The organism is Nostocoides sp. HKS02, assembly GCF_009707485.1.
Lineage (GTDB): Bacteria > Actinomycetota > Actinomycetes > Actinomycetales > Dermatophilaceae > Pedococcus.
On sequence record NZ_CP046121.1, the window covers coordinates 856,805 to 877,184 of the forward strand.

Here is a 20,380-nt window from a genome sequence, read left to right on the forward strand (position 1 = left end):
CGTCGGTACGGCTCCATAGAGTGGTGGTGTGGCTCACCCCTCGACCTACCGGCCCGCGCCGGGCGAGATCCCCGTTGACGCCGGGGTCTACCGGTTCCGTGACGCCAGCGGCCGGGTCATCTACGTGGGCAAGGCCAAGTCGCTCCGCCCCCCGGCTGTCCTCCTACTTCCAGGACACCAGGGCCCTGCACCCGCGCACCGCGACCATGGTCACCACCGCCGCCAGCGTCGAGTGGACCGTGGTGGCCAACGAGGTCGAGGCGCTCCAGCTCGAGTACTCGTGGATCAAGGAGTTCGACCCGCGGTTCAACGTCAAGTACCGCGACGACAAGTCCTACCCCTACCTCGCCGTCACGATGGGCGAGGAGTTCCCGCGCGCCCAGGTGATGCGCGGGGCCAAGCGCAAGGGCACCCGGTACTTCGGGCCCTACGCCCACGCCTGGGCCATCCGCGAGACGCTCGACCAGCTGCTGCGCGTGTTCCCGGTCCGGACCTGCTCCTCCGGGGTCTTCAAGCGGGCCGGTCAGGTGGGCCGGCCGTGCCTGCTCGGGTACATCGACAAGTGCTCCGCCCCGTGTGTGGGCCGGGTCAGCCCTGACGAGCACCGGGCCATCGCCGACGACTTCTGCGACTTCATGGCCGGGAACACCACGCGGTTCGTCAAGCGCCTCGAGAACCAGATGAAGGAGGCCTCGGCCGCACTGGAGTTCGAGCAGGCCGCCCGCCTCCGCGATGACCTCGTGGCGCTGGGCAAGGCCCTCGAGAAGTCGGCGATCGTCCTCGGCGACGGCACGGACGCCGATGTGTTCGCCCTGGCTGACGACGAGCTCGAGGTCGCGGTCCAGGTCTTCCACGTCCGGGGCGGACGCGTGCGCGGTCAGCGGGGGTGGGTCGCGGAGAAGGACGCCGAGCCGCTGCCCGAGATCGTGGGCCACCTGCTGCAGCAGGTCTACGGCGGTGAGTCGGGTGAGGGCGTCCCTCGCGAGGTGCTGGTCCCTGTGGACCCCGACGACCCGGAGGCCGTGGCCGCCTGGCTGAGCAGGCTTCGCGGTTCCACCGTCGACCTGCGGGTGCCGCGTCGCGGCGACAAGAAGACCCTCATGGAGACCGTGCACCGCAACGCGCAACAGTCGCTGGCCCGCCACAAGCTGGCCCGCGCCGGTGACCTCACGGCCCGCAGCCAGGCCCTCCAGGAGCTCCAGGAGACGCTCGACCTCGCCGACGCACCGCTGCGCATCGAGTGCTTCGACATCAGCCACATCCAGGGCTCCCAGGTGGTGGGCTCCATGGTGGTCTTCGAGGATGGCCTGGCCCGCAAGGCGGAGTACCGGCGCTTCATCATCCGCGGCGCGCAGGTCGACGACACCGCGGCCATGGACGAGGTGCTCACCAGGCGCTTCCAGCGCTACCTCGACGAGCGGGACCAGGCCTCCGACGTCGAGCTCGGGCCGGACCCCGAGCGCGGCCCCGAGCGCATCGACCCCGACACCGGCAAGCCCAAGAAGTTCGCCTACCCGCCCAACCTCGTGGTCGTCGATGGCGGCCTGCCGCAGGTCAACGCGGCCCAGTCAGCCCTGTCGGCCCTCGGCATCGACGACGTCGCCGTGGTCGGCCTGGCCAAGCGCCTCGAGGAGGTCTGGGTGCCGGGGCAGGACCACCCGGTCATCCTCCCGCGCACCAGCGAGGGGCTCTACCTCCTGCAGCGGGTCCGCGACGAGGCCCACCGGTTCGCCATCACCTTCCACCGCCAGCGCCGCTCCAAGGCCATGACCGCGTCGGTGCTCGACGCGATTCCGGGGCTGGGCGAGATGCTGCGCAAGAGCCTGCTGCGCGAGTTCGGCTCGGTCAAGAAGATCCGGGCGGCATCGGTGGAGGAGCTGCAGGCCGTTTCGGGCATCGGTCCTGCGCTTGCGGCCACGATTGCGGCAGAGTTGGCCCAGGAGGGCCCGGCCACCCCGGCCGTGAACCTCATGACCGGCGAGATCATCGACGAGGACGGAGCAGGGCCGTGACCACCACGCCGGAGCAGGCAGGCGCGCAGGACGGCCGACCGGAACCCACCCCGGGCAGCGCGCGGGCCGAGCTCGTCATCGTCACCGGGATGAGCGGCGCCGGACGGTCCACGACCGCGAACGTGCTCGAGGACTCGGGCTGGTACGTCGTCGACAACCTTCCCCCTCACCTGCTGGTCGACTTCGCCGAGCTGGCGAGCGACGCCTCTCGGCGGGCGGAGCTGCCGCGACTGGCCGCCGTCGTCGACGTGCGGGCCCGGGGGTTCTTCGACCACCTCCAGACTGCCGTCGACGAGCTGCGCGCCCGGGGGTGGCACCCCAACCTCGTGTTCCTCGACGCGACGGATGAGGCGATCGTCCGACGGTTCGAGTCGGTGCGCCGCCCCCACCCGCTTCAGGGCGAGGGCCGGCTCCTCGACGGCATCATCCGGGAGCGCGCGTTGCTCGCCGACCTGCGCTCGGTCGCCGACGTCGTCATCGACACCTCTGGTCTCAACGTCCACCAGCTGGCCAAGAAGGTCCACCCCGTCTTCGCGGGTGAGCGCGGGCCCCGCGTCCGGATCGCCGTGATGTCCTTCGGTTTCAAGTACGGCGTGCCCCTCGACGCGGACTTCGTGTTCGACATGCGCTTCCTGCCCAACCCGTTCTGGATCCCCGAGCTGCGCGGCTTCACCGGTCAGGACGCGGCGGTCGCCGACTACGTGATGAGCCAGGAGGGCGCGGGGGAGTTCGTCGACCGGGTGGTCGCGCTGATGCAGCCCGTCATCGCTGGTTACGTCCGTGAGGGGCGCCGCTACGTCACGGTGGCCGTCGGGTGCACCGGAGGCAAGCACCGCTCCGTCGCCGTTGCCGAGGCGCTGCGCACCGAGCTGGCGACCCGCGAGGTGGCCACCTTCGTCGTCCACCGCGACCTGGGGCAGGAGTGAGGGCGTGACCGGGCCGGCGGTCGTCGCGCTGGGCGGGGGCCACGGGCTCGCCGCCTCGCTCGGTGCCCTGAAGCTGGTCTGTGACGACATCACGGCGGTGGTCACGGTGGCCGACAACGGTGGCTCGTCGGGCCGGCTGCGCGACGAGTTCTCGGTGTTGCCGCCGGGGGACCTGCGCATGGCGCTCACCGCGCTCTGCGACGACACCGAATGGGGACACACCTGGCGCGACGTGCTCCAGCACCGGTTCCAGGGCGACGGCCCGCTGGGTGGGCACGCGCTGGGCAACCTGCTCATCGTCGCCCTGTGGGACATCCACCGTGAACCCGTGTCGGGCCTCGACCTCGTTGGTCGGCTGCTCAACGCGCGCGGGCGCGTCCTGCCGATGGCCGCCGTGCCCCTCGAGATCACGGCACGGGTCCAGGGCGCCGATCGCGCCCACCCGGACACCGTCGAGACGGTTCGGGGCCAGGTTGCGGTCGCCACGACCAAGGGCACCGTGCGCACCATCGCCCTGGAGCCACCTGACCCGCCGGCTCCCGACGAGACGGTCGAGGCCGTGCGGTCAGCCGACTGGGTCATCCTCGGCCCAGGGTCCTGGTTCACCTCCGTGATGCCCCACCTCATGGTCCCAGCCCTGCGCGAGGCCCTGCACGACACCAGCGCGCGCCGACTGCTCACCTTGAACCTCGAGCACTCCGGTGAGACCGACGGCATCAGTGCCGCCCGACAGGTCGAGGCGCTCGCCGACCACGCCCCCCGGCTGCGTCTCGACGTCGTGCTCGCCGACCCCGGCGCGGTCGACGACGTGGACGCTCTGCGCTTCGCCGCGTCCAGGCTCGGGGCCGAGGTCGTCCTGAGTCAGGTGGCCAAAGGGGAGAACCCGGGCACCATGACACGCTACGGCTCGCCGCGGCATACCGTGACGTCTTCGGGTGAGCCCAGCCGGTTCGACCGGCTCCGGGTTCGGGGTGGTCGGCAGTGAATTCAGCAGGGATGTGCGCAGGGACAGGCGGCGAGACGGCAGACGTCCGCCGCACCAGAGGACGAGAGCGAATGGCAGGATGACCGCATGGCGATGACGGCACGAGTGAAGGACGAGCTCAGCAGACTCGACGTCACGAAGCCGTGCTGCCGCAAGTCCGAGGTCGCGGCCACGCTGCGCTTCGCGGGTGGGCTGCACATCGTCGGGGGGCGCATCGTCGTCGAGGCCGAGCTCGACACCGCCAACGCCGCCCGGCGGCTGCGCAAGAGCATCTCCGACCTCTACGGCCACCCCTCGGAGGTGCTGGTGCTCGCGGCGGGCGGGCTGCGCAAGGGCTCGCGGTACGTCGTGCGCGTCGTCCAGGACGGCGAGGCGCTCGCGCGCCAGACCGGCCTCATCGACGCGCGGGGGCGCCCGGTCCGGGGACTGCCGCCCAAGGTCGTCAGCGCGTCAGCCTGTGACGCCGAGGCGGCCTGGCGCGGGGCGTTCATCGCTCACGGCTCGCTGACCGAGCCCGGGCGGTCCTCGGCACTCGAGGTGACCTGCCCCGGCCCAGAGGCCGCGTTGGCCCTGGTCGGGGCCGCGCGTCGGCTCGGCATCCAGGCCAAGGCTCGCGAGGTGCGCGGGGTCGACCGCGTCGTCATCCGGGACGGCGACGCCATCGGCGCGATGCTGACCCGGCTCGGCGCGCACGAGGCGGTCCTGGCGTGGGAGGAGCGCCGGATGCGCCGCGAGGTGCGCGCGACCGCCAACCGGCTCGCCAACTTCGACGACGCCAACCTTCGCCGCTCCGCGCGTGCGGCGGTGGCTGCCGGGGCTCGGGTCCATCGGGCCATGGAGATCCTCGGTGACGACATCCCCGACCACCTGCGCGAAGCCGGCACCCTGCGGCTCGAGCACAAGCAGGCCTCGCTCGAGGAGCTCGGGCAGCTCGCCCAGCCCCCGATGACCAAGGACGCCGTGGCCGGCCGGATCAGGCGCCTCCTCGCGATGGCCGACAAGCGCGCCCAGGACCTCGGGATCCCCGGTACGGAGGCGAACCTCACGCCTGACATGCTCGACGCGTGAAGACCCGTCTGGCTGTCGTCGGCACTGGGTATGTCGGCCTGTCGATAGCGGTGCTGCTCTCGCAGCGCCATGAGGTGGTTGCCTTCGACATCGACAGCGCCCGGGTCGACCTGCTGCGCGCCGGGTCGAGCCCGATCGCCGACATCGAGATCGAGCACTTCCTCGAGCACCGCGAGCTGCACCTGACCTTCACCACCGACCCTGCCGAGGCGTACCGGGACGCCGAGTTCGTCGTCATCGCCACGCCGACGGACTACGACCCGGTGACGAACTACTTCGACACCTCGAGCGTGGAGAAGGTCGTGTCCGAGGTGACGGCCATCAACCCCGGCGCCGTCATGGTCGTCAAGTCGACGGTGCCCGTCGGGTTCACCCGAGACCTGTCCGACCGGCTGGGCATCGACACCGTGCTCTTCAGCCCCGAGTTCCTGCGTGAGGGCAAGGCGCTCTGGGACAGCCTCCACCCCTCCCGGATCGTCGTCGGCGAGCGCAGCGACCGGGCGCAGCGGTTCGCGGACCTCCTGCGCGAGGGCTCGCTGGCGCCCGAGGTGCCGGTGCTGCTGACCGACAGCACCGAGGCCGAGGCGATCAAGCTCTTCGCGAACACCTACCTCGCGATGCGGGTGGCGTTCTTCAACGAGCTCGACACCTTCGCGCTGACCCACGACCTCGACCCGCGGCAGATCATCGAGGGGGTCGGCCTCGATCCGCGGATCGGCCCTGGGTACAACAACCCGTCGTTCGGCTACGGCGGGTACTGCCTGCCCAAGGACACCAAGCAGCTGCTGGCGAACTACCACAACGTCCCGCAGAGCCTCATCGAGGCGATCGTGTCGGCGAACACGACGCGCAAGGACTTCATCGCCACCGACATCCTGCGCCGCGCACCGAGGGTCGTCGGCATCCACCGCCTCATCATGAAGGCCGGGTCCGACAACTTCCGGTCGAGCAGCGTGCAGGGGATCATGAAGCGGATCAAGGCCAAGGGGGTCGAGGTGGTCGTCTACGAGCCGGCCCTCGCGGGCGAGACCTTCTTCGGGTCCCGGCTGATCCGAGACCTCGACGAGTTCACGGCCACGGCCGACGTCATCGTCGCCAACCGCATGGTGGACGAGCTCGCGGGGGTCGCTGACAAGGTCTACACGCGGGACCTGTTCGGCGGCGACGCCTGAGCGCTGCCGCTCGGCTCTGCTCGGGTATGCCGCGCGGCCTTCCGCCGAGCGCAGGTTACCGGCCCGTACACCGGACCGCGGTGTCCGCGAGGCGGACCCATCGAATAAGGTCGGTGGCGAGCACTGCTGCCGCGACGACGCGGCATACCGTCCCCATCCTGAAGGGCAAGGCATCGTGACCGTTCGCGTAGGTATCAATGGCTTCGGCCGCATCGGCCGCAACTTCTTCCGCGCTGTGCAGGCCTCCGGCGCCGACATCGAGGTCGTGGCGACCAACGACCTCATGGACAACAAGACGCTCGCCCACCTGCTCAAGTACGACTCGATCCTCGGGCGCTTCCCGGGCGAGGTGACCTACGACGAGACCTCGATCACCGCGGGCGGCAAGACCTTCCGGGTGTTCGAGGAGCGCGACCCCGCCAAGATCGACTGGGCGGCGGTCGGTGCCGACATCGTCGTCGAGTCGACCGGCTTCTTCACCGACGCCACCAAGGCCAAGGCGCACATCGACGGTGGCGCGAAGAAGGTCATCATCTCGGCCCCGGCGTCCAACGAGGACATCACCATCGTCATGGGCGTCAACGACGACCAGTACGACGGCGCCAAGCACACGATCATCTCGAACGCGTCCTGCACGACGAACTGCCTCGGCCCGATGGCCAAGGTGATGAACGACGAGTTCGGCATCGTCAAGGGCCTGATGACGACGATCCACGCGTACACGCAGGACCAGAACCTCCAGGACGCCCCGCACAAGGACCTGCGCCGCGCCCGCGCCGCCGCCCTCAACATCGTCCCGACGTCCACGGGCGCGGCCAAGGCCATCGGCCTCGTGCTCCCCGAGCTCAAGGGCAAGCTCGACGGCTACGCGCTGCGCGTGCCGGTGCCGACCGGCTCGGCCACCGACCTCACCTTCGAGGCCGGTCGTGAGACGACAGCCGCCGAGGTCAACGCCGCGATGAAGGCCGCCGCCGAGGGCCCGCTCAAGGGCGTCCTCGTCTACACCGAGGACCCGATCGTCTCCAAGGACATCGAGACCGACCCGGCCTCCTGCATCTTCGACTCAGGGCTGACCAAGGTGATCGGCAACCAGGTCAAGATCGTGGGCTGGTACGACAACGAGTGGGGCTACTCCAACCGCCTCGCCGACCTGGTGACCCTCGTCGGTCAGACGCTCTGAGCGGCTGAGCCACCACTGATGCGAGCCATCTCCGAGCTGGGCGACCTGCGCGGCAAACGCGTCCTCGTCCGGTCCGACCTCAACGTCCCGCTCGAGCCCGGTGCAGCTGGTCCGACGATCACCGACGACGGTCGCATCCGCGCGTCGGTGCCCACCATCGCGGCGCTCTCCGAGGCGGGTGCGCGCGTCGTCGTGTGCGCCCACCTCGGCCGCCCCAAGGGCGCTCCTGAGGACCGCTACTCCCTCGCGCCCGTCGCGACGCGGCTGGGCGAGCTGCTGGGGCGCGAGGTCACCTTCGCCACCGACACGGTGGGGGAGAGCGCGCGGTCAGCGGTCGAGTCAGCCCAGGACGGCGACGTGGTGCTGCTCGAGAACCTGCGGTTCAACCCCGGCGAGACGGCCAAGACCGACGACGAGCGGGCCGCGTTCGCTGGCGAGCTGGCGTCCCTGGCGGATGTGTTCGTCTCCGACGGGTTCGGGGTCGTGCACCGCAAGCAGGCGTCGGTCTACGACGTGGCCCGGCTGCTGCCGTCGGCCGTCGGTGGGCTCGTCGAGACCGAGGTGGGGGTGCTCAAGCGGCTCACCGAGAGCCCCGAGCGGCCGTATGCCGTCGTGCTCGGTGGCGCCAAGGTCTCCGACAAGCTCGGCGTGATCGACAACCTGCTGCAGACCGCCGACCGCCTGTTGATCGGTGGCGGCATGGTGTTCACCTTCTTCAAGGCCCAGGGCTACGAGGTCGGCACCAGCCTGCTCGAGGCCGACCAGGTCGAGCGCGTCAAGGGCTACCTCGACCAGGCCAAGGAGCGCGGCGTCGAGATCGTCCTGCCCGTCGACATCGTGGCGGCCACGGCCTTCTCCGCCGAGGCCGACCACGAGGTCGTCCCCGCCGGCGCGATCCCGGCCGACCGGATGGGCCTGGACATCGGCCCGGAGTCCGGCGTGCTGTTCGCCGAGAAGCTCAAGGACTGCGAGACCGTGTTCTGGAACGGCCCCATGGGTGCGTTCGAGATGGCGCCGTATGCCGCGGGCACGGCTGCCGTGGCGAAGGCCCTCGTCGAGGTCACCGAGAGGGGCGCGCTGACGGTGGTCGGTGGCGGCGACTCGGCTGCTGCGGTGCGCCAGCTCGGGTTCACGGACGACCAGTTCGGCCACATCTCGACCGGGGGCGGCGCGAGCCTGGAGTACCTCGAGGGCAGACAGCTGCCCGGCCTGACCGTGCTCGACGAGGAGACCACCCGCTGATGGCACCCAAGACGACCGGTCGCACCCCGCTGATGGCCGGCAACTGGAAGATGAACCTCGACCACCTCCAGGCCACCCACCTCGTCCAGAAGCTCGACTGGACGCTGCGCGACGGCAAGCACGACTTCGCGGCCGTCGAGGTGGCCGTGCTGCCGCCGTTCACCGACCTGCGTTCGGTCCAGACCCTCATCGACGGCGACCGGCTCAAGCTGCGCCACGGCGCACAGGACCTCTCCGTGCACGACTCGGGCGCCTACACCGGTGAGGTGTCCGGGGCCTTTCTCGCCAAGCTGGGCTGCACCTATGTCCTCGCGGGTCACAGCGAACGCCGTGAGTACCACCACGAGTCCGAGGACGTCGTCAACGCCAAGGTCAAGGCGGCATACCGGCACGGCCTGACGCCGATCTTCTGTGTCGGCGAGCACCTCGCGGTCCGTCAGGAGGGCACGTACCTCGAGCACGTGCTCATGCAGCTGCGCGCCGGGCTCGAGGGCGTCACCGCGGAGCAGGCTCGCAGCATCGTCATCGCCTATGAGCCGGTGTGGGCGATCGGCACCGGTGAGGTGGCCACTCCGCAGGATGCCCAGGAGGTCTGTGCCGCGATCCGCACGACGGTGGCGGAGCTGTACTCCGGAGACCTGGCCGACGGCGTGCGCGTGCTCTACGGCGGTTCGGTCAAGGCGAACAACGTCGCGGCGATCATGAGCCAGGAGGACGTCGACGGTGCACTGGTGGGCGGGGCGTCGATCGTCCCCGAGGAGTTCGCCTCGATCTGCCGCTTCCGCGACCACATGGCCACGGTCTGAACCCCAACAGGTATCCTGATCCTCGCTGCCTTTTCGGTGGCTGCTCCGACCTCGACACGATGGGTGACTAGAACGTGGAAGCCGTACGAATTGGCCTGCAGGTGCTGCTGGTCATCGGTGGTCTGTTCCTGACCCTCCTGATCCTGCTGCACAAGGGCAAGGGCGGCGGCCTGTCCGACATGTTCGGCGGTGGCATGTCGACCTCGCTGGGGTCGTCGTCGGTCGCCGAGCGCAACCTCGACCGTTTCACCGTCGCTGTGGGCATCGTGTGGTTCGCCTGCATCGTCGGCATCGGTCTCATCGACCGCTTCTCCCACTGATCCGAAGGGACCCTGAGCATTCATGGCAGGTGGTAACGCAATTCGCGGCAGCCGTGTCGGCGCTGGCCCCATGGGCGAGGCCGAACGCGGTGAGGCGGCTCCCCGCGTCTTCATCTCGTACTGGTGCGCCAACGGCCACCAGACTCGGCCGAGCTTCGCCGAGGAGCCCGGGCTCGCCGTCCCCGAGACCTGGGACTGCCCCCGGTGCGGCTTCCCCGCCGGTCAGGACGAGGCCAACCCGCCTGCTCCGCCGAAGGTCGAGCCGTACAAGACGCACCTGGCCTACGTGAAGGAGCGTCGCTCCGACGCTGACGGCAAGGCCATCCTCGAAGAGGCCCTGGCCACGCTGCGCGACCGCAAGCTCATCCAGTAGTCCTCGACTTATTGCCCTGAATCCACCAGATTCGGGTCCCGGAAGGGCCTCGGCGGTGGATTCAGGGCAATAAGTCGTCAGGGGTGGGAGAGGTCGGAGGCGGCGTCGGCGTCGACGAGCCAGAGCGTCTCCCGTATGCCGCGCACCTGGGCCGCGGAGGACTCCTGCGGGGGTGCCCCGGCGACCGAGACCGCGACGGCGTGCGCCTTGTCGGCTCCGGCCACGAGGAACCACACTCGATCGGCGCGGTTCAACGCCTCGAAGGTCAAGGTGATCCGCGTCGGCGGCGGCTTGGGGGAGTTGTGCACGGCCGCGGCCGGGACGCCGGAGCGGAGCTGGTCCGGGTGCCCCGGAAACAGGGACGCCACGTGGGCGTCGGGGCCGACACCGAGCAGCAGGACGTCGAAGGTGGGGGAGTCGGCGCCGTCGCCGGCCGCCTCGCCGAGCCACGCGGCATACCGCTGCGCGGCGGCCTCGACATCGTCACCGTCGGGCCCGTCGGGGCCGGGCATCGCCCGCACCCTGGCGGGGTCGAGCGGCACGGCGTCGAGCAGCGCCTCGCGGTTCTGCGTCTCGTTGCGGTCGGGATCGCCCTCGGGGAGGAAGCGCTCGTCGCCCCACCACACGTCGACCCGGGACCAGTCGACGGCGTCGCGGTCGGGCAGGGCGGCGACCGACGCCAGGATCGCCGAACCGAGCGAGCCGCCGGTGAGGACGAGCGACGCCTCACCGCGCGCGGCCTGGGCCTCGACGAGCGCCTTGACGAGCATGGCGCCGGCAGCGTCGGACAGCTCCTGCTTGGAGGGGTGGACGACGACGCGGGGCGATGCCGAGATCATGACGTGGTCTTCTTCTTCGCGAGCTTGCGTGCTGCGGCCTTCTTGACGGTGTGCTCGTCGGCGTGCTCCGGAGGCGGGGGGTACCTGGACCATCGTGGCGCTACTGGCCTTGGTCGAGGTGCGCGCGATCCGGCGCGACTCGCGTTGGGCTTCCTCCACGGACGGGGCGTCGCCGTCGCGCACGGCCTCGCTGGCCGTCACGCTCTTGCCGTCGATCCGGGTCAGGCCCTTGCGGATGGTCTCCTCGTAGATCTCGTCGGGGTCGAGGCGGCGCAGCTCGTCGGCGAGGCACTCCGCGGTGCCACGGCGGGCCAGCGAGATGCGACGCACCGGCTGGCCGGGCTGGGTCAGGGTGGCGATCTGGCCGTCGGGCCGGACAAGGTCGACGCTGCCACTGCGGCGCTCGAGACGGACGCTGACCATGCCGGTGCCGACCCGGGTGCGGGCCCGGGTGACCCGGCAGCGAAGCGTCTCGGCCAACCAGGCCGCGAGCAGGTCGGTCGACGGGGAGTCGGAGCCACCACTGACGGTGGCCTCGATCACGGGCTCGAACGGCCGCTGGTCCAAGGCGGCGGCCAGGAGGCCGCGCCACAGCGTGATGCGGGTCCAGGCGAGGTCGGTGTCGCCCTTGGCATAGGTCTTCGCCCGACCCTTGAGGGTGGTGCGCGGGCTCTTGGACTCTGCGGCGTCGGTGATGCGGCGCTGGGCCATCGAGCCGATGGGGTCCTTGGAGACGTTGGCAGGGGCGTCCTTGGGCCACCACGCGACCACCGGGGAGTCGGGCAGCAGCAGCGGGATGACGACGCTGCGCCCGTGCTCGGTGAGCGCGCCGTAGAGGCGCAGCACGACGACCTCGCTCGCACCGGCGTCACCGCCCACCCGGATCTGGCCGTCGATGCGCGACTGGCCCCGCTTGTTGCCGATGACGACGGCGATGATGCGGCACGGGTGCTGGCGACTCGCGTCGTTGGCGGCCTCGATCGCCTCGTCAGCGTCGAGCTCGTCGACCACGATGAGCATGGTGAGGACACGACCGAGGGCCATCGCCCCGGTGTCCTGACGGAGCTGGACCAGCTTCTTGCTGATCGCCACCGTCGAGGTGCTGGGCAGGTCGACGATCACGGCATCCTCCAGACTCGGCCGTCGCGACGCATCATGTCGTCGGCGCTGGCGGGTCCCCAGCCGCCGGACACGTAGGGCTCGACGTGGCCCTTCTGCTTGGCCCAGTGCGCCTCGACCGGGTCGAGGATCTGCCAGGAGAGCTCGACCTCCTCGTGGCGGGGGAACAGCGGCGGGTCGCCGAGCAGCACGTCGAGGATCAGGCGTTCGTAGGCCTCGGGGCTGGACTCGGTGAAGGCACGGCCGTAGCCGAAGTCCATCGTCACGTCGCGCACCTCCATCTGGGCACCGGGCACCTTGGCGCCGAACCGCATGGTGATGCCCTCGTCGGGCTGGACCCGGATCACCACGGCGTTCTGGCCGAGCTCCTCGGTGGCGGTGTCGTTGAAGGGCAGGTGCGGGGCCTTCTTGAAGATCACGGCGATCTCGGTCACCCGCTTGCCGAGGCGCTTGCCGGTGCGCAGGTAGAAGGGGACCCCCGCCCAGCGGCGCGAGTCGATCTCGACCTTCATCGCGGCATACGTCTCGGTGCGGGACTCGGCGGCGACGCCGTCCTCGTCGAGGTAGCCGATCACCTGCTCGCCGCCCTGCCACCCGGCGGCGTACTGGCCGCGGGCAGTTGACTTGCTCAGGTCGCGCGGGTGACGGACAGCCGAGAGGACCTTCTCCTTCTCCGCCCGGAGGTGCTGCGCGGCAAAGGAGACGGGCTCCTCCATGGCAGTGAGCGCCAACAGCTGGAGCAGGTGGTTCTGGATGACGTCGCGGGCGGCGCCGATGCCGTCGTAGTACCCAGCGCGACCGCCGATGCCGATGTCCTCGGCCATGGTGATCTGCACGTGGTCGACGTAGTTGGCGTTCCAGACGGGCTCGAACATCTGGTTGGCGAACCGGAAGGCCAGGAGGTTCTGGACCGTCTCCTTGCCGAGGTAGTGGTCGATGCGGAAGACGGCGTCAGGGGGGAACACGCCCTCGACGATGTCGTTGAGCTCGCGAGCGCTCTTGAGGTCGTGGCCGAACGGCTTCTCGATGACCACGCGGCGCCACGAGTCGCGCGCCGGCTGGCTCAGGCCCGAGCGTTCGAGTTGCTCGCAGACGACGGAGAACATCGACGGGGGGATGGACAGGTAGAAGGCGACGTTGCCCCCCGTGCCACGCTCCTCCTCGAGCGACTTGACCGTCTCGGCGAGCAGGTCGAAGGAGTTCGGGTCGTCGAACGTGCCTGGCACGAAACGAAATCCCTCGGCCAGGTTGCGCCACACGCTCTCGCGAAAGGGTGTGCGGGCGTGCTGCTTGACCGCGTCGTAGACGATCTTGCCGAAGTCCTGGTCAGCCCAGTCGCGCCGAGCGAACCCGACGAGCGAGAAGCCCGGCGGCAGGAGGCCGCGGTTGGCGAGGTCGTAGATGGCCGGCATGAGCTTCTTGCGGGCGAGGTCGCCGGTGACGCCGAACAGCACCAGGCCGCAGGGGCCGGCGATGCGGGGGAGGCGCTTGTCTCGCGGGTCGCGAAGGGGGTTGAGGTCCTGCGTCACGCGGGTGGGGCTCATGCCTCGCCTTCCGAGGGGGACAGCTGGGAGAGCGCCTCGGTGACCTGCGCAAGACCTGCGTCGTGGTCGGTGAGGTGCAGCTGGAGGACCGGCCGGTCGTGCTCGGCGAGGACCTGGGCGTCGCCGGCCGCCTGCGAGGCGATGAAGTCACCGAAGGTGAACTCACGCCCCGGGATCGCGAGGTCCTCGTGTGGCGTGGTGGTGATCTGGAGGTAGACGCCGGTGGCGGGGCCGCCCTTGTGGAACTGCCCCGTGCTGTGCAGGAAACGCGGGCCCCAGCCGAACGTCGTGGGTCGTGCCGTATGCCGGGCGACGACCGGGCGGACCTGCGCCAGTGCGGCGTCCTTGAGCCGGTCGAGGTAGGCCATCACCGCGACGTAGCCGTGCTCCGGGTCGAGCTGGTCGAGCAGCGCGGCCACGGCGTCACCGACGGTGGCGGCGTCGCCGAGCCAGTCACCGCCCAGCGCGCGGATCTCGACGGCGCCATCGGTGGCCGAAGCAGCCGCGGTCGTGCCGGTGCCCTGGTCGAGGAGGGCGCGGGCGGCCTTCTTGGCGCTCTCGACGTCGGGCTGGTCGAAGGGGTTGATCCCCAGCAGGCGCCCGGCGGCCGCCGTCGCGACCTCCCACAGCAGGAGCTGGGCACCCAGCGGGCCACTGATCTCGATCTGGGAGCGGTCGGCGTGCACCAGGGTGTCACCCGCGTCACCGATGGCGCCGGTGTCGTCACCCACCAGGTGGGCCACCGTGACGTCGCCTGCAGGCGAGGCGACTTCGGGGTCGGTGGGGCCGCCGACGACCACAGGCAGGATGCCGGTGCCCTGCTTGCCCGTGCTCTCGGCGATGAGCTGCTCGGCCCAGTCGGCGAAACCGGAGATGCCGGAGCCCTCGTCGACCAGGACCAGCTTGTCGCGCAGGGGAGAGGTGCCGGCCATCGCGGCGCCCAGGCGCAGCCCGGGGTTGGCGTCGTCGTCGGCGCTGAGCACGTCAGCCACGGCCTCGGCGTCGTCGAGCAGCGCCTCGAGATCGGCGCCGGCCAGGCCCGAGGGCACGAGCCCGAAGGCGGTCAGCGCGGAGTAGCGGCCGCCGACGTTCGGGTCGGCGTTGATGACCCGGTATCCGTCGGCACGGGACTGCTCGTCGAGCGGGCTGCCGGGGTCGGTGACGACGACGATGCGGGTGGTCGGGTCGATGCCGGCCTCGGAGAACGCCGCCTGGAAGGCGCGGCGCTGGGAGTCGGTCTCGACGGTGGACCCCGACTTGCTCGACACGACGACGACCGTGCGCGCCAGCTCGACGAGGGCGTCGCGAACCATGTCGGGCTGGGAGGAGTCGAGGACGACGAGGTCGACTCCAGCGGTGGCGCAGATGACCTCGGGGGCCAGCGACGAGCCGCCCATCCCGCACAGGACGACGCGGTCCACGCCCTCACCGCGGAGCTGCTCGCGGACCGCGCTGATCTCACCCAGCAGGGGACGCGACGACCGGGGCAGGTTGACCCAGGACAACCGGATCGCGGACTCGGACTCGGCCTCGGGACCCCACAGGGTGGCGTCCTGGGCGAACAGCTTGCTGGCGAACTGGGCCTCGACGAGCTCGGGCACCCGGGTCGCGATGGCATCGGCTGCTGGCCCTGACGCCACCACGCCGAGTGCGCTCACTTGTCGCCCTGGGACACGTCGGCGCGGGCCAGGTCCAGGTCGGACTGTGCTTCGTCGAGCAGCTCGTTCCAGGAGGTCTCGAACTTCTCGACGCCCTCGCGCTCGAGCTGCGCCGTCACGTCGGCATACGAGATGCCGAGCTGCTCCAACGCGTCGAGCACGTCGGCGGCGTCGGCGTAGGCGCCGGTGATCGTGTCGCCGGTGACCTCACCGTGGTCGACGACGGCATCGAGCGTCTTCTCCGGCATGGTGTTGACCGTGTTGGGGGCGACCAGCTCGGTGACGTAGAGGGTGTCGGAGTAGGCCGGGTCCTTGACGCCGGTCGAGGCCCAGAGCGGGCGCTGCTTCTTGGCGCCGTCGTCCTCGAGGTTCTGCCAACGCGGCGTCGAGAACACCTCCTCGTAGGCCTGGTAGGCCAGCCGGGCATTCGCGACAGCGGCCTTGCCCTTGAGCGCCTTGGCCTCGTCGGTGCCGATGGCGTCGAGCCGCTTGTCGACCTCGGTGTCGACGCGGGAGACGAAGAACGACGCCACGGAGGCGATGCTGGCGAGGTCCTTGCCGTTCTCGCGCGCCTGCTCCAGGCCCGTGAGGAAGGCGTTCATGACCCCGCGGTAGCGGTCGAGGGAGAAGATCAGCGTGACGTTGACGCTGATGCCCTCGGCCATGACCTGGGTGATCGCGGACAGCCCCTCGACCGTCGCCGGGATCTTGATCAGGGCGTTGGGCCGGTCCACGGCTTCGCGGAGCTTCTTGGCCTCCTCGACCGTCTTGGCCGTGTCGTGCGCGAGCCGCGGGTCGACCTCGATCGAGACCCGGCCGTCGAGGTGGTTCGTCGACTCGAACACGGGCATGAGGATGTCGCAGGCGCTGCGCACGTCGGACGTCGTCAGGGCGAACACGGTCTCGTCGACCGTCTTGCCCTCCGCGGCGAAGGTGCGCAGGTCGGCGTCGTAGCGGTCGCCCTTGGCGAGCGCGGCCTGGAAGATCGACGGGTTGGTCGTCACACCGACGACGCCCTTGGAGTCGATGAGCTCCTGCAGGTTGCCCGTCTCGATCCGCTCGCGGGAGAGGTCGTCGAGCCAGACGGAGACGCCGTTGTCGGCGAGAGCCTTGAGTGCTGCGTTCTCAGTCACGTGGGTCACTTCCCTTTGCTGGCTGCGCTCTTGGTCGCAGCACTGTTCTTGGTGGTCGTATCGGTGGCCTTGGTGGGGGACACCTCGGCCCGGGGGCGCGTCTGGGTCACGGTGGCCGCAGCGCTCCTGCGCGCGGTCGCCTTGGCGTCCTTGAGCGAGTCCTTGGCGGCCTTGACGACGGCCTCGGGGGTGAAGCCGAACTCGCGGTAGAGGGTCTTGTAGTCGGCCGAGGCGCCGAAGTGCTCGATGCTGACGCTGCGGCCGGCGTCACCGACCAGGTCGTGCCAGCCGAGCGACACGGCCGCCTCGACGCTCACGCGGGCACGGACCTCGGGCGGCAGCACGCGGTTCTGGTACGCCTTGCCGGCGTCCTCGAACCACTCGCGGCACGGCATCGAGACGACGCGGGTGGGGATCCCCTGGCGCTCCAGGGTCTCCCGGGCGTCCAGCGCGATCGACACCTCGGAGCCCGTGGCGATGAGGATGACGTCCGGCTTGCCCTTGCCGTCGGGGCCACCGTCGATGAGGACGTAGGCGCCCTTGGCGACCCCGGTGGTCTTCGCGTACTTCTTGCGGTCGAGCACCGGGAGGTTCTGGCGGGTGAGGGCCAGTCCGGCCGGACGGCCGTTGCGCAGGACCTGGGCCCACGCGGCAGCGGTCTCGTTGGCGTCGGCCGGGCGGACGACGTCGAGGCCGGGGATGGCGCGGAGCGCCGCGAGGTGCTCGATCGGCTGGTGGGTCGGCCCGTCCTCGCCCAGACCGATGGAGTCGTGGGTCCAGACGTAGGTGACCGGCAGCTGCTGGATCGCGGCGAGGCGGACGGCAGGGCGCATGTAATCCGAGAAGACGAGGAACGTTCCGCCGTACGGTCGGGTCAGGCCCTCGAGCGCGATGCCGTTGAGGATCATCCCCATGCCGTTCTCGCGGATGCCGAAGTGCAGGGTCCGGCCGTAGGGGCCGCCCTTCCAGTCGCGGGTCTGCTTCGCCTTGGGGATGAAGGACGGCTCGCCCTCCATGGTCGTGTTGTTCGACTCGGCCAGGTCGGCCGACCCGCCCCAGAGCTCGGGCATGATCCCGGCCAATGCGGTCAGCACCTTGCCCGACGCGGCGCGGGTCGCCATGCCCTTGTCGATATCGGGCGGGAACACCGGCAACGCGTCGTCGAGCCCGTCGGGCAGCTTGCCGTCGACGAGCCGGTCGAGCATCGCGGCGCGGTCGGCATTGGCCTTGCGCCACGCGGCATACGTCTTGTCCCACGCCTTGTGGGCGGCCTTGCCGCGGGCCACGACCTTGCGGGCGTGCGCGAGCACGGCCCGGTCGACCTCGAAGGTCTTGGCCGGGTCGAAGCCGAGCAGCTCCTTGGTGGCGGCGATCTCGGCGTCGCCGAGCGCGGAACCGTGGGACTTGCCGGTGTCCTGCTTCGTCGGGGCAGGCCAGGCGATGATCGTGTGGAGGCGAACCAGGGTGGGGCGCTTGGCCTTCTTGGACTTCTGGAGGGCCGCGTAGAGCGCGTCGACGTTCTCGACGTACTCCGCGCCGTCACCGTTGCCGCGCCAGTCGACGTCGACGACGTCCCAGCCGTAGGCGGCGTAGCGGGCGGCGACGTCCTCGCTGAACGAGATGTTGGTCTGGTCCTCGATGGAGATCTGGTTGGCGTCGTAGATGACGGTGAGGTTGCCGAGCTCCTGGTGACCGGCCAGCGAGCTCGCCTCGGCCGACACGCCCTCCATGAGGTCGCCGTCGGAGGCGATGACCCAGATGTGGTGGTCGAACGGGCTCTCGCCGGGCGCCGCGTCGGGGTCGAGCAGGCCCCGCTGGCGACGCTGCGCCATGGCCATGCCGACCGCGGACGCGAAGCCGGAGCCGAGCGGGCCGGTCGTGATCTCGACGCCCCGGGTGTGGTGGACCTCGGGGTGGCCGGGGGTGAGCGACCCCCAGGTGCGCAGGGCCTGGAGGTCCTTGAGCTCGAGGCCGTAGCCGGAGAGGTAGAGCTGGATGTACTGGGTGAGGCTCGAGTGCCCCGCGGACAGGACGAACCGGTCACGGCCGAGCCAGGACGCGTCCCCGGGGTCGTGGGTCATGACGTTCTGGAAGAGCAGGTATGCCGCGGGGGCCAGGCTCATCGCCGTGCCGGGGTGGCCATTGCCGACCTTCTGCACGGCATCGGCCGCAAGGAGTCGAGTGGTGTCCACAGCGCGGACGTCGAGGTCGCTCCAGCCGGCCTTCCGGGCCACCGGACGGGGCAACGAGGCGCTGCGCTTCCTGCGGGGCTGGGACTTCGCGGATCGGGTGGTGGTGGGCACGGATCGGTTCTCCTCACACTGAGCTGCACAGGCGACGCACGACAACGATCCGAGACTAGTCCCGTGGGTGACCTGCGTCGCATCCAGTCCCGACGGTGGGCGCCCCGCCCGCCGGGATAGACTGACCCGGCCCGGAAGCACCAGCACCACCTCGAAGGACGCCGTGACCGCACTCGATCCGTCTGCCCGGATCTCCGCGTCCCCTCCGCGTCGGCGGGGTGGCAAAGTGGCCGCCTACGTGGCGCTCACCAAGCCCCGCATCATCGAGCTGCTCCTCGTGACCACGGTGCCCGTGATGTTCTTGGCGCACAAGGGGATTCCCTCGCTGTGGCTGATCGTCGCCACCCTGGTCGGGGGCTCGCTCAGCGCCGGGGCGGCCAACACGTTCAACTGCGTCTACGACCGCGACATCGACGCCGAGATGCACCGCACGAGCAACCGCCCGATGGTGACCGGGGAGATCACCCCGAGGGCGGGTCTGGCCTTCGGGGTGGCACTCACCGTGGCCTCCACCGTGTGGCTGGCGCTCACCGTCAACCTGCTCTCCGCGGGTCTCTCGCTGGGTGCCATCGTCATGTATGCCGTGGGCTACACCATGATCCTCAAGCGACGCACCGCGCAGAACATCGTCTGGGGCGGGGCAGCCGGCTGCATGCCCGTCCTCATCGGGTGGTCCGCTGTGGCCAATTCCCTGTCGTGGTCGGCGTTTGTCCTGTTTCTGGTGATCTTCTTCTGGACGCCGCCGCACTACTGGCCGCTGTCGATGAAGTTCAAGGACGACTACGCCGCGGCGCATGTGCCGATGCTCCCGGTGGTCGAGGAGTTCGTCGTCGTCGCGCGCCAGATCGTGGCGTACTCCTGGGCGATGGTCGTGGCCTCGCTGGCGCTGGTCTGGGTCAACCCGATGGGGTGGGTCTATCTCCTCACCGCGCTCGTGACCGGTGGCCTGTTCGTCACTGAGGCCCACCGGTTGCTGCGCGCGGCACGAGCCGGCGCCGGGCCCGCGGTCCTGAAGCCGATGCGGCTGTTCCACTTCTCCATCACCTACGTGGGGATCCTCTTCCTCGGCGTGGCCGTCGACCCCCTGCTGTACCTTCCGCTGTTCCACCGCTGACTGAACCTTTCGGCCGCATCGTCCGTGTCACCTGTACAGGGCCCCGCATGCCCGGGCCACCGATGCAAGGCAGGTCAGACATGTCATCGCAGCCTTTCGCGGCCGGAACACACCATCGCTCCAGCGTCAGCCACCGCACGGTGATGGCCTGGCGACTCCTCAGCGCGCTCAGTCTGCTCGTCATGGGCGCCATCCATCTCTACCTCGTGTTCGACGGCGTGGGCGGCGTGCTCGGCAAGCTGTTCGTGCTCAACGCAGCGGGTGCCCTGGTGCTCACGGTCGCCGTCCTCGTGCTGCGTGGCCGGCTCCTGGCGCTGGCGACGGTGCTGAGCCTGCTTGTTCATGGTGGGCACGCTCCTCGCCCTGGTGCTCGCGCTGACCGTGGGGCTCTTCGGCATCCACGAGGTCTTGAGCTTCACGCTGGTGCCCACCACGCTGGTGGTGGAGTCCATCGGCACGGTGATCCTGGCGGTCACCGTCGCTCTGCTGGTGCCGCGTTCCCGACGCTCGGACTGAGTCGCCCCGACCGTATCGGATGCGGCCGCACGCGGTCTCCGGGGAGGTGTGTGCGAGGACGGTGATGGGC

16 protein-coding genes and 2 pseudogenes are annotated in these 20,380 nt (G+C 70.2%); 12 read left to right on the plus strand and 6 right to left on the minus strand.

All coding sequences use genetic code 11. The features are described from left to right. The first annotated feature begins 28 nt into the window (after nucleotides 1-28). The 10 genes and pseudogenes from uvrC to GKE56_RS04055 all read left to right on the plus strand — a co-directional run bounded on the left by uvrC (nucleotide 29) and on the right by GKE56_RS04055 (nucleotide 10,084). Nucleotides 29-2,012: pseudogene (uvrC, locus tag GKE56_RS04010) on the plus strand (excinuclease ABC subunit UvrC). Nucleotides 2,013-2,101: 89 nt separating this feature from the next. Beyond that, nucleotides 2,102-2,938, plus strand: coding sequence for an RNase adapter RapZ (gene rapZ / locus GKE56_RS04015; RefSeq protein WP_154685611.1), 837 nt, complete (start codon nucleotides 2,102-2,104; stop codon nucleotides 2,936-2,938). A 4-nt stretch (nucleotides 2,939-2,942) separates the two neighbouring features. Further along, a pseudogene (gene yvcK, locus GKE56_RS04020) lies at nucleotides 2,943-3,877 on the plus strand (uridine diphosphate-N-acetylglucosamine-binding protein YvcK). 133 nt (nucleotides 3,878-4,010) lie between these two features. Beyond that, entirely contained in the window at nucleotides 4,011-4,991 is a 981-nt protein-coding gene (gene whiA, locus GKE56_RS04025) for a DNA-binding protein WhiA (RefSeq protein WP_154683446.1), read from the plus strand. Then, nucleotides 4,988-6,163: a nucleotide sugar dehydrogenase gene (locus GKE56_RS04030; protein WP_154683447.1), complete on the plus strand. Its 1,176-nt coding sequence runs from the start codon at nucleotides 4,988-4,990 to the stop codon at nucleotides 6,161-6,163. The genes whiA and GKE56_RS04030 overlap by 4 nt, the downstream gene beginning before the upstream one ends. 175 nt (nucleotides 6,164-6,338) lie before the next feature. Continuing rightward, nucleotides 6,339-7,343, plus strand: coding sequence for a type I glyceraldehyde-3-phosphate dehydrogenase (gene gap, locus GKE56_RS04035; RefSeq protein ID WP_154683448.1), 1,005 nt, complete (start codon nucleotides 6,339-6,341; stop codon nucleotides 7,341-7,343). Nucleotides 7,344-7,361: 18 nt separating this feature from the next. Then, nucleotides 7,362-8,585 carry a phosphoglycerate kinase gene (gene pgk, locus GKE56_RS04040; RefSeq protein WP_154683449.1) on the plus strand — a complete coding sequence of 408 codons (1,224 nt, stop codon included), beginning with the start codon at nucleotides 7,362-7,364 and terminating at the stop codon, nucleotides 8,583-8,585. Then, complete coding sequence (gene tpiA / locus GKE56_RS04045; RefSeq protein WP_154683450.1) at nucleotides 8,585-9,391, plus strand: triose-phosphate isomerase; 807 nt, start codon at nucleotides 8,585-8,587, stop codon at nucleotides 9,389-9,391. Before pgk ends, tpiA begins: the two co-directional genes overlap by 1 nt. Nucleotides 9,392-9,465: 74 nt before the next feature. After that, on the plus strand, nucleotides 9,466-9,711 hold the full coding sequence (secG, locus tag GKE56_RS04050; protein WP_154683451.1) for a preprotein translocase subunit SecG: 246 nt from the start codon (nucleotides 9,466-9,468) through the stop codon (nucleotides 9,709-9,711). Between the two features lie 22 nt (nucleotides 9,712-9,733). Next, nucleotides 9,734-10,084: an RNA polymerase-binding protein RbpA gene (locus GKE56_RS04055; RefSeq protein WP_154683452.1), complete on the plus strand. Its 351-nt coding sequence runs from the start codon at nucleotides 9,734-9,736 to the stop codon at nucleotides 10,082-10,084. 77 nt (nucleotides 10,085-10,161) lie between these two features. Here the strand turns inward: GKE56_RS04055 and opcA are convergent, their stop codons facing one another. Genes opcA through tkt form a run of 5 tightly spaced genes read right to left on the minus strand, consistent with a single transcriptional unit; the run spans nucleotide 10,162 to nucleotide 18,680 of the window. Further along, nucleotides 10,162-12,045: a glucose-6-phosphate dehydrogenase assembly protein OpcA gene (gene opcA / locus GKE56_RS16840; protein WP_195908232.1), complete on the minus strand. Its 1,884-nt coding sequence runs from the start codon at nucleotides 12,043-12,045 to the stop codon at nucleotides 10,162-10,164. Further along, nucleotides 12,042-13,586, minus strand: a complete 1,545-nt coding sequence (gene zwf / locus GKE56_RS04070; protein ID WP_154683454.1) for a glucose-6-phosphate dehydrogenase — start codon at nucleotides 13,584-13,586, stop codon at nucleotides 12,042-12,044. The genes opcA and zwf overlap by 4 nt, the downstream gene beginning before the upstream one ends. Further along, a complete protein-coding gene (locus tag GKE56_RS04075; RefSeq protein WP_154683455.1) occupies nucleotides 13,583-15,244 on the minus strand; it encodes a glucose-6-phosphate isomerase in 1,662 nt (553 codons plus the stop codon). The genes zwf and GKE56_RS04075 overlap by 4 nt, the downstream gene beginning before the upstream one ends. Then, nucleotides 15,241-16,377, minus strand: a complete 1,137-nt coding sequence (tal, locus tag GKE56_RS04080; protein WP_154683456.1) for a transaldolase — start codon at nucleotides 16,375-16,377, stop codon at nucleotides 15,241-15,243. Before tal ends, GKE56_RS04075 begins: the two co-directional genes overlap by 4 nt. A 5-nt stretch (nucleotides 16,378-16,382) precedes the next feature. Further along, entirely contained in the window at nucleotides 16,383-18,680 is a 2,298-nt protein-coding gene (gene tkt / locus GKE56_RS04085) for a transketolase (RefSeq protein ID WP_370518453.1), read from the minus strand. A 163-nt stretch (nucleotides 18,681-18,843) separates the two neighbouring features. On the opposite strand from tkt, the gene GKE56_RS04090 reads away from it, so the two are divergent. Continuing rightward, nucleotides 18,844-19,794 carry a heme o synthase gene (locus GKE56_RS04090; protein WP_154683457.1) on the plus strand — a complete coding sequence of 317 codons (951 nt, stop codon included), beginning with the start codon at nucleotides 18,844-18,846 and terminating at the stop codon, nucleotides 19,792-19,794. Between the two features lie 83 nt (nucleotides 19,795-19,877). On the opposite strand, the gene GKE56_RS17205 is transcribed toward GKE56_RS04090, so the two are convergent. After that, nucleotides 19,878-20,138: a hypothetical protein gene (locus GKE56_RS17205; protein WP_230209174.1), complete on the minus strand. Its 261-nt coding sequence runs from the start codon at nucleotides 20,136-20,138 to the stop codon at nucleotides 19,878-19,880. Here GKE56_RS17205 and GKE56_RS17210 point away from each other — a divergent pair. Continuing rightward, nucleotides 20,137-20,310 carry a hypothetical protein gene (locus tag GKE56_RS17210; protein WP_230209175.1) on the plus strand — a complete coding sequence of 58 codons (174 nt, stop codon included), beginning with the start codon at nucleotides 20,137-20,139 and terminating at the stop codon, nucleotides 20,308-20,310. The two genes, GKE56_RS17205 and GKE56_RS17210, sit on opposite strands and share 2 nt — an antisense overlap. Nucleotides 20,311-20,380 lie beyond the last annotated feature (70 nt).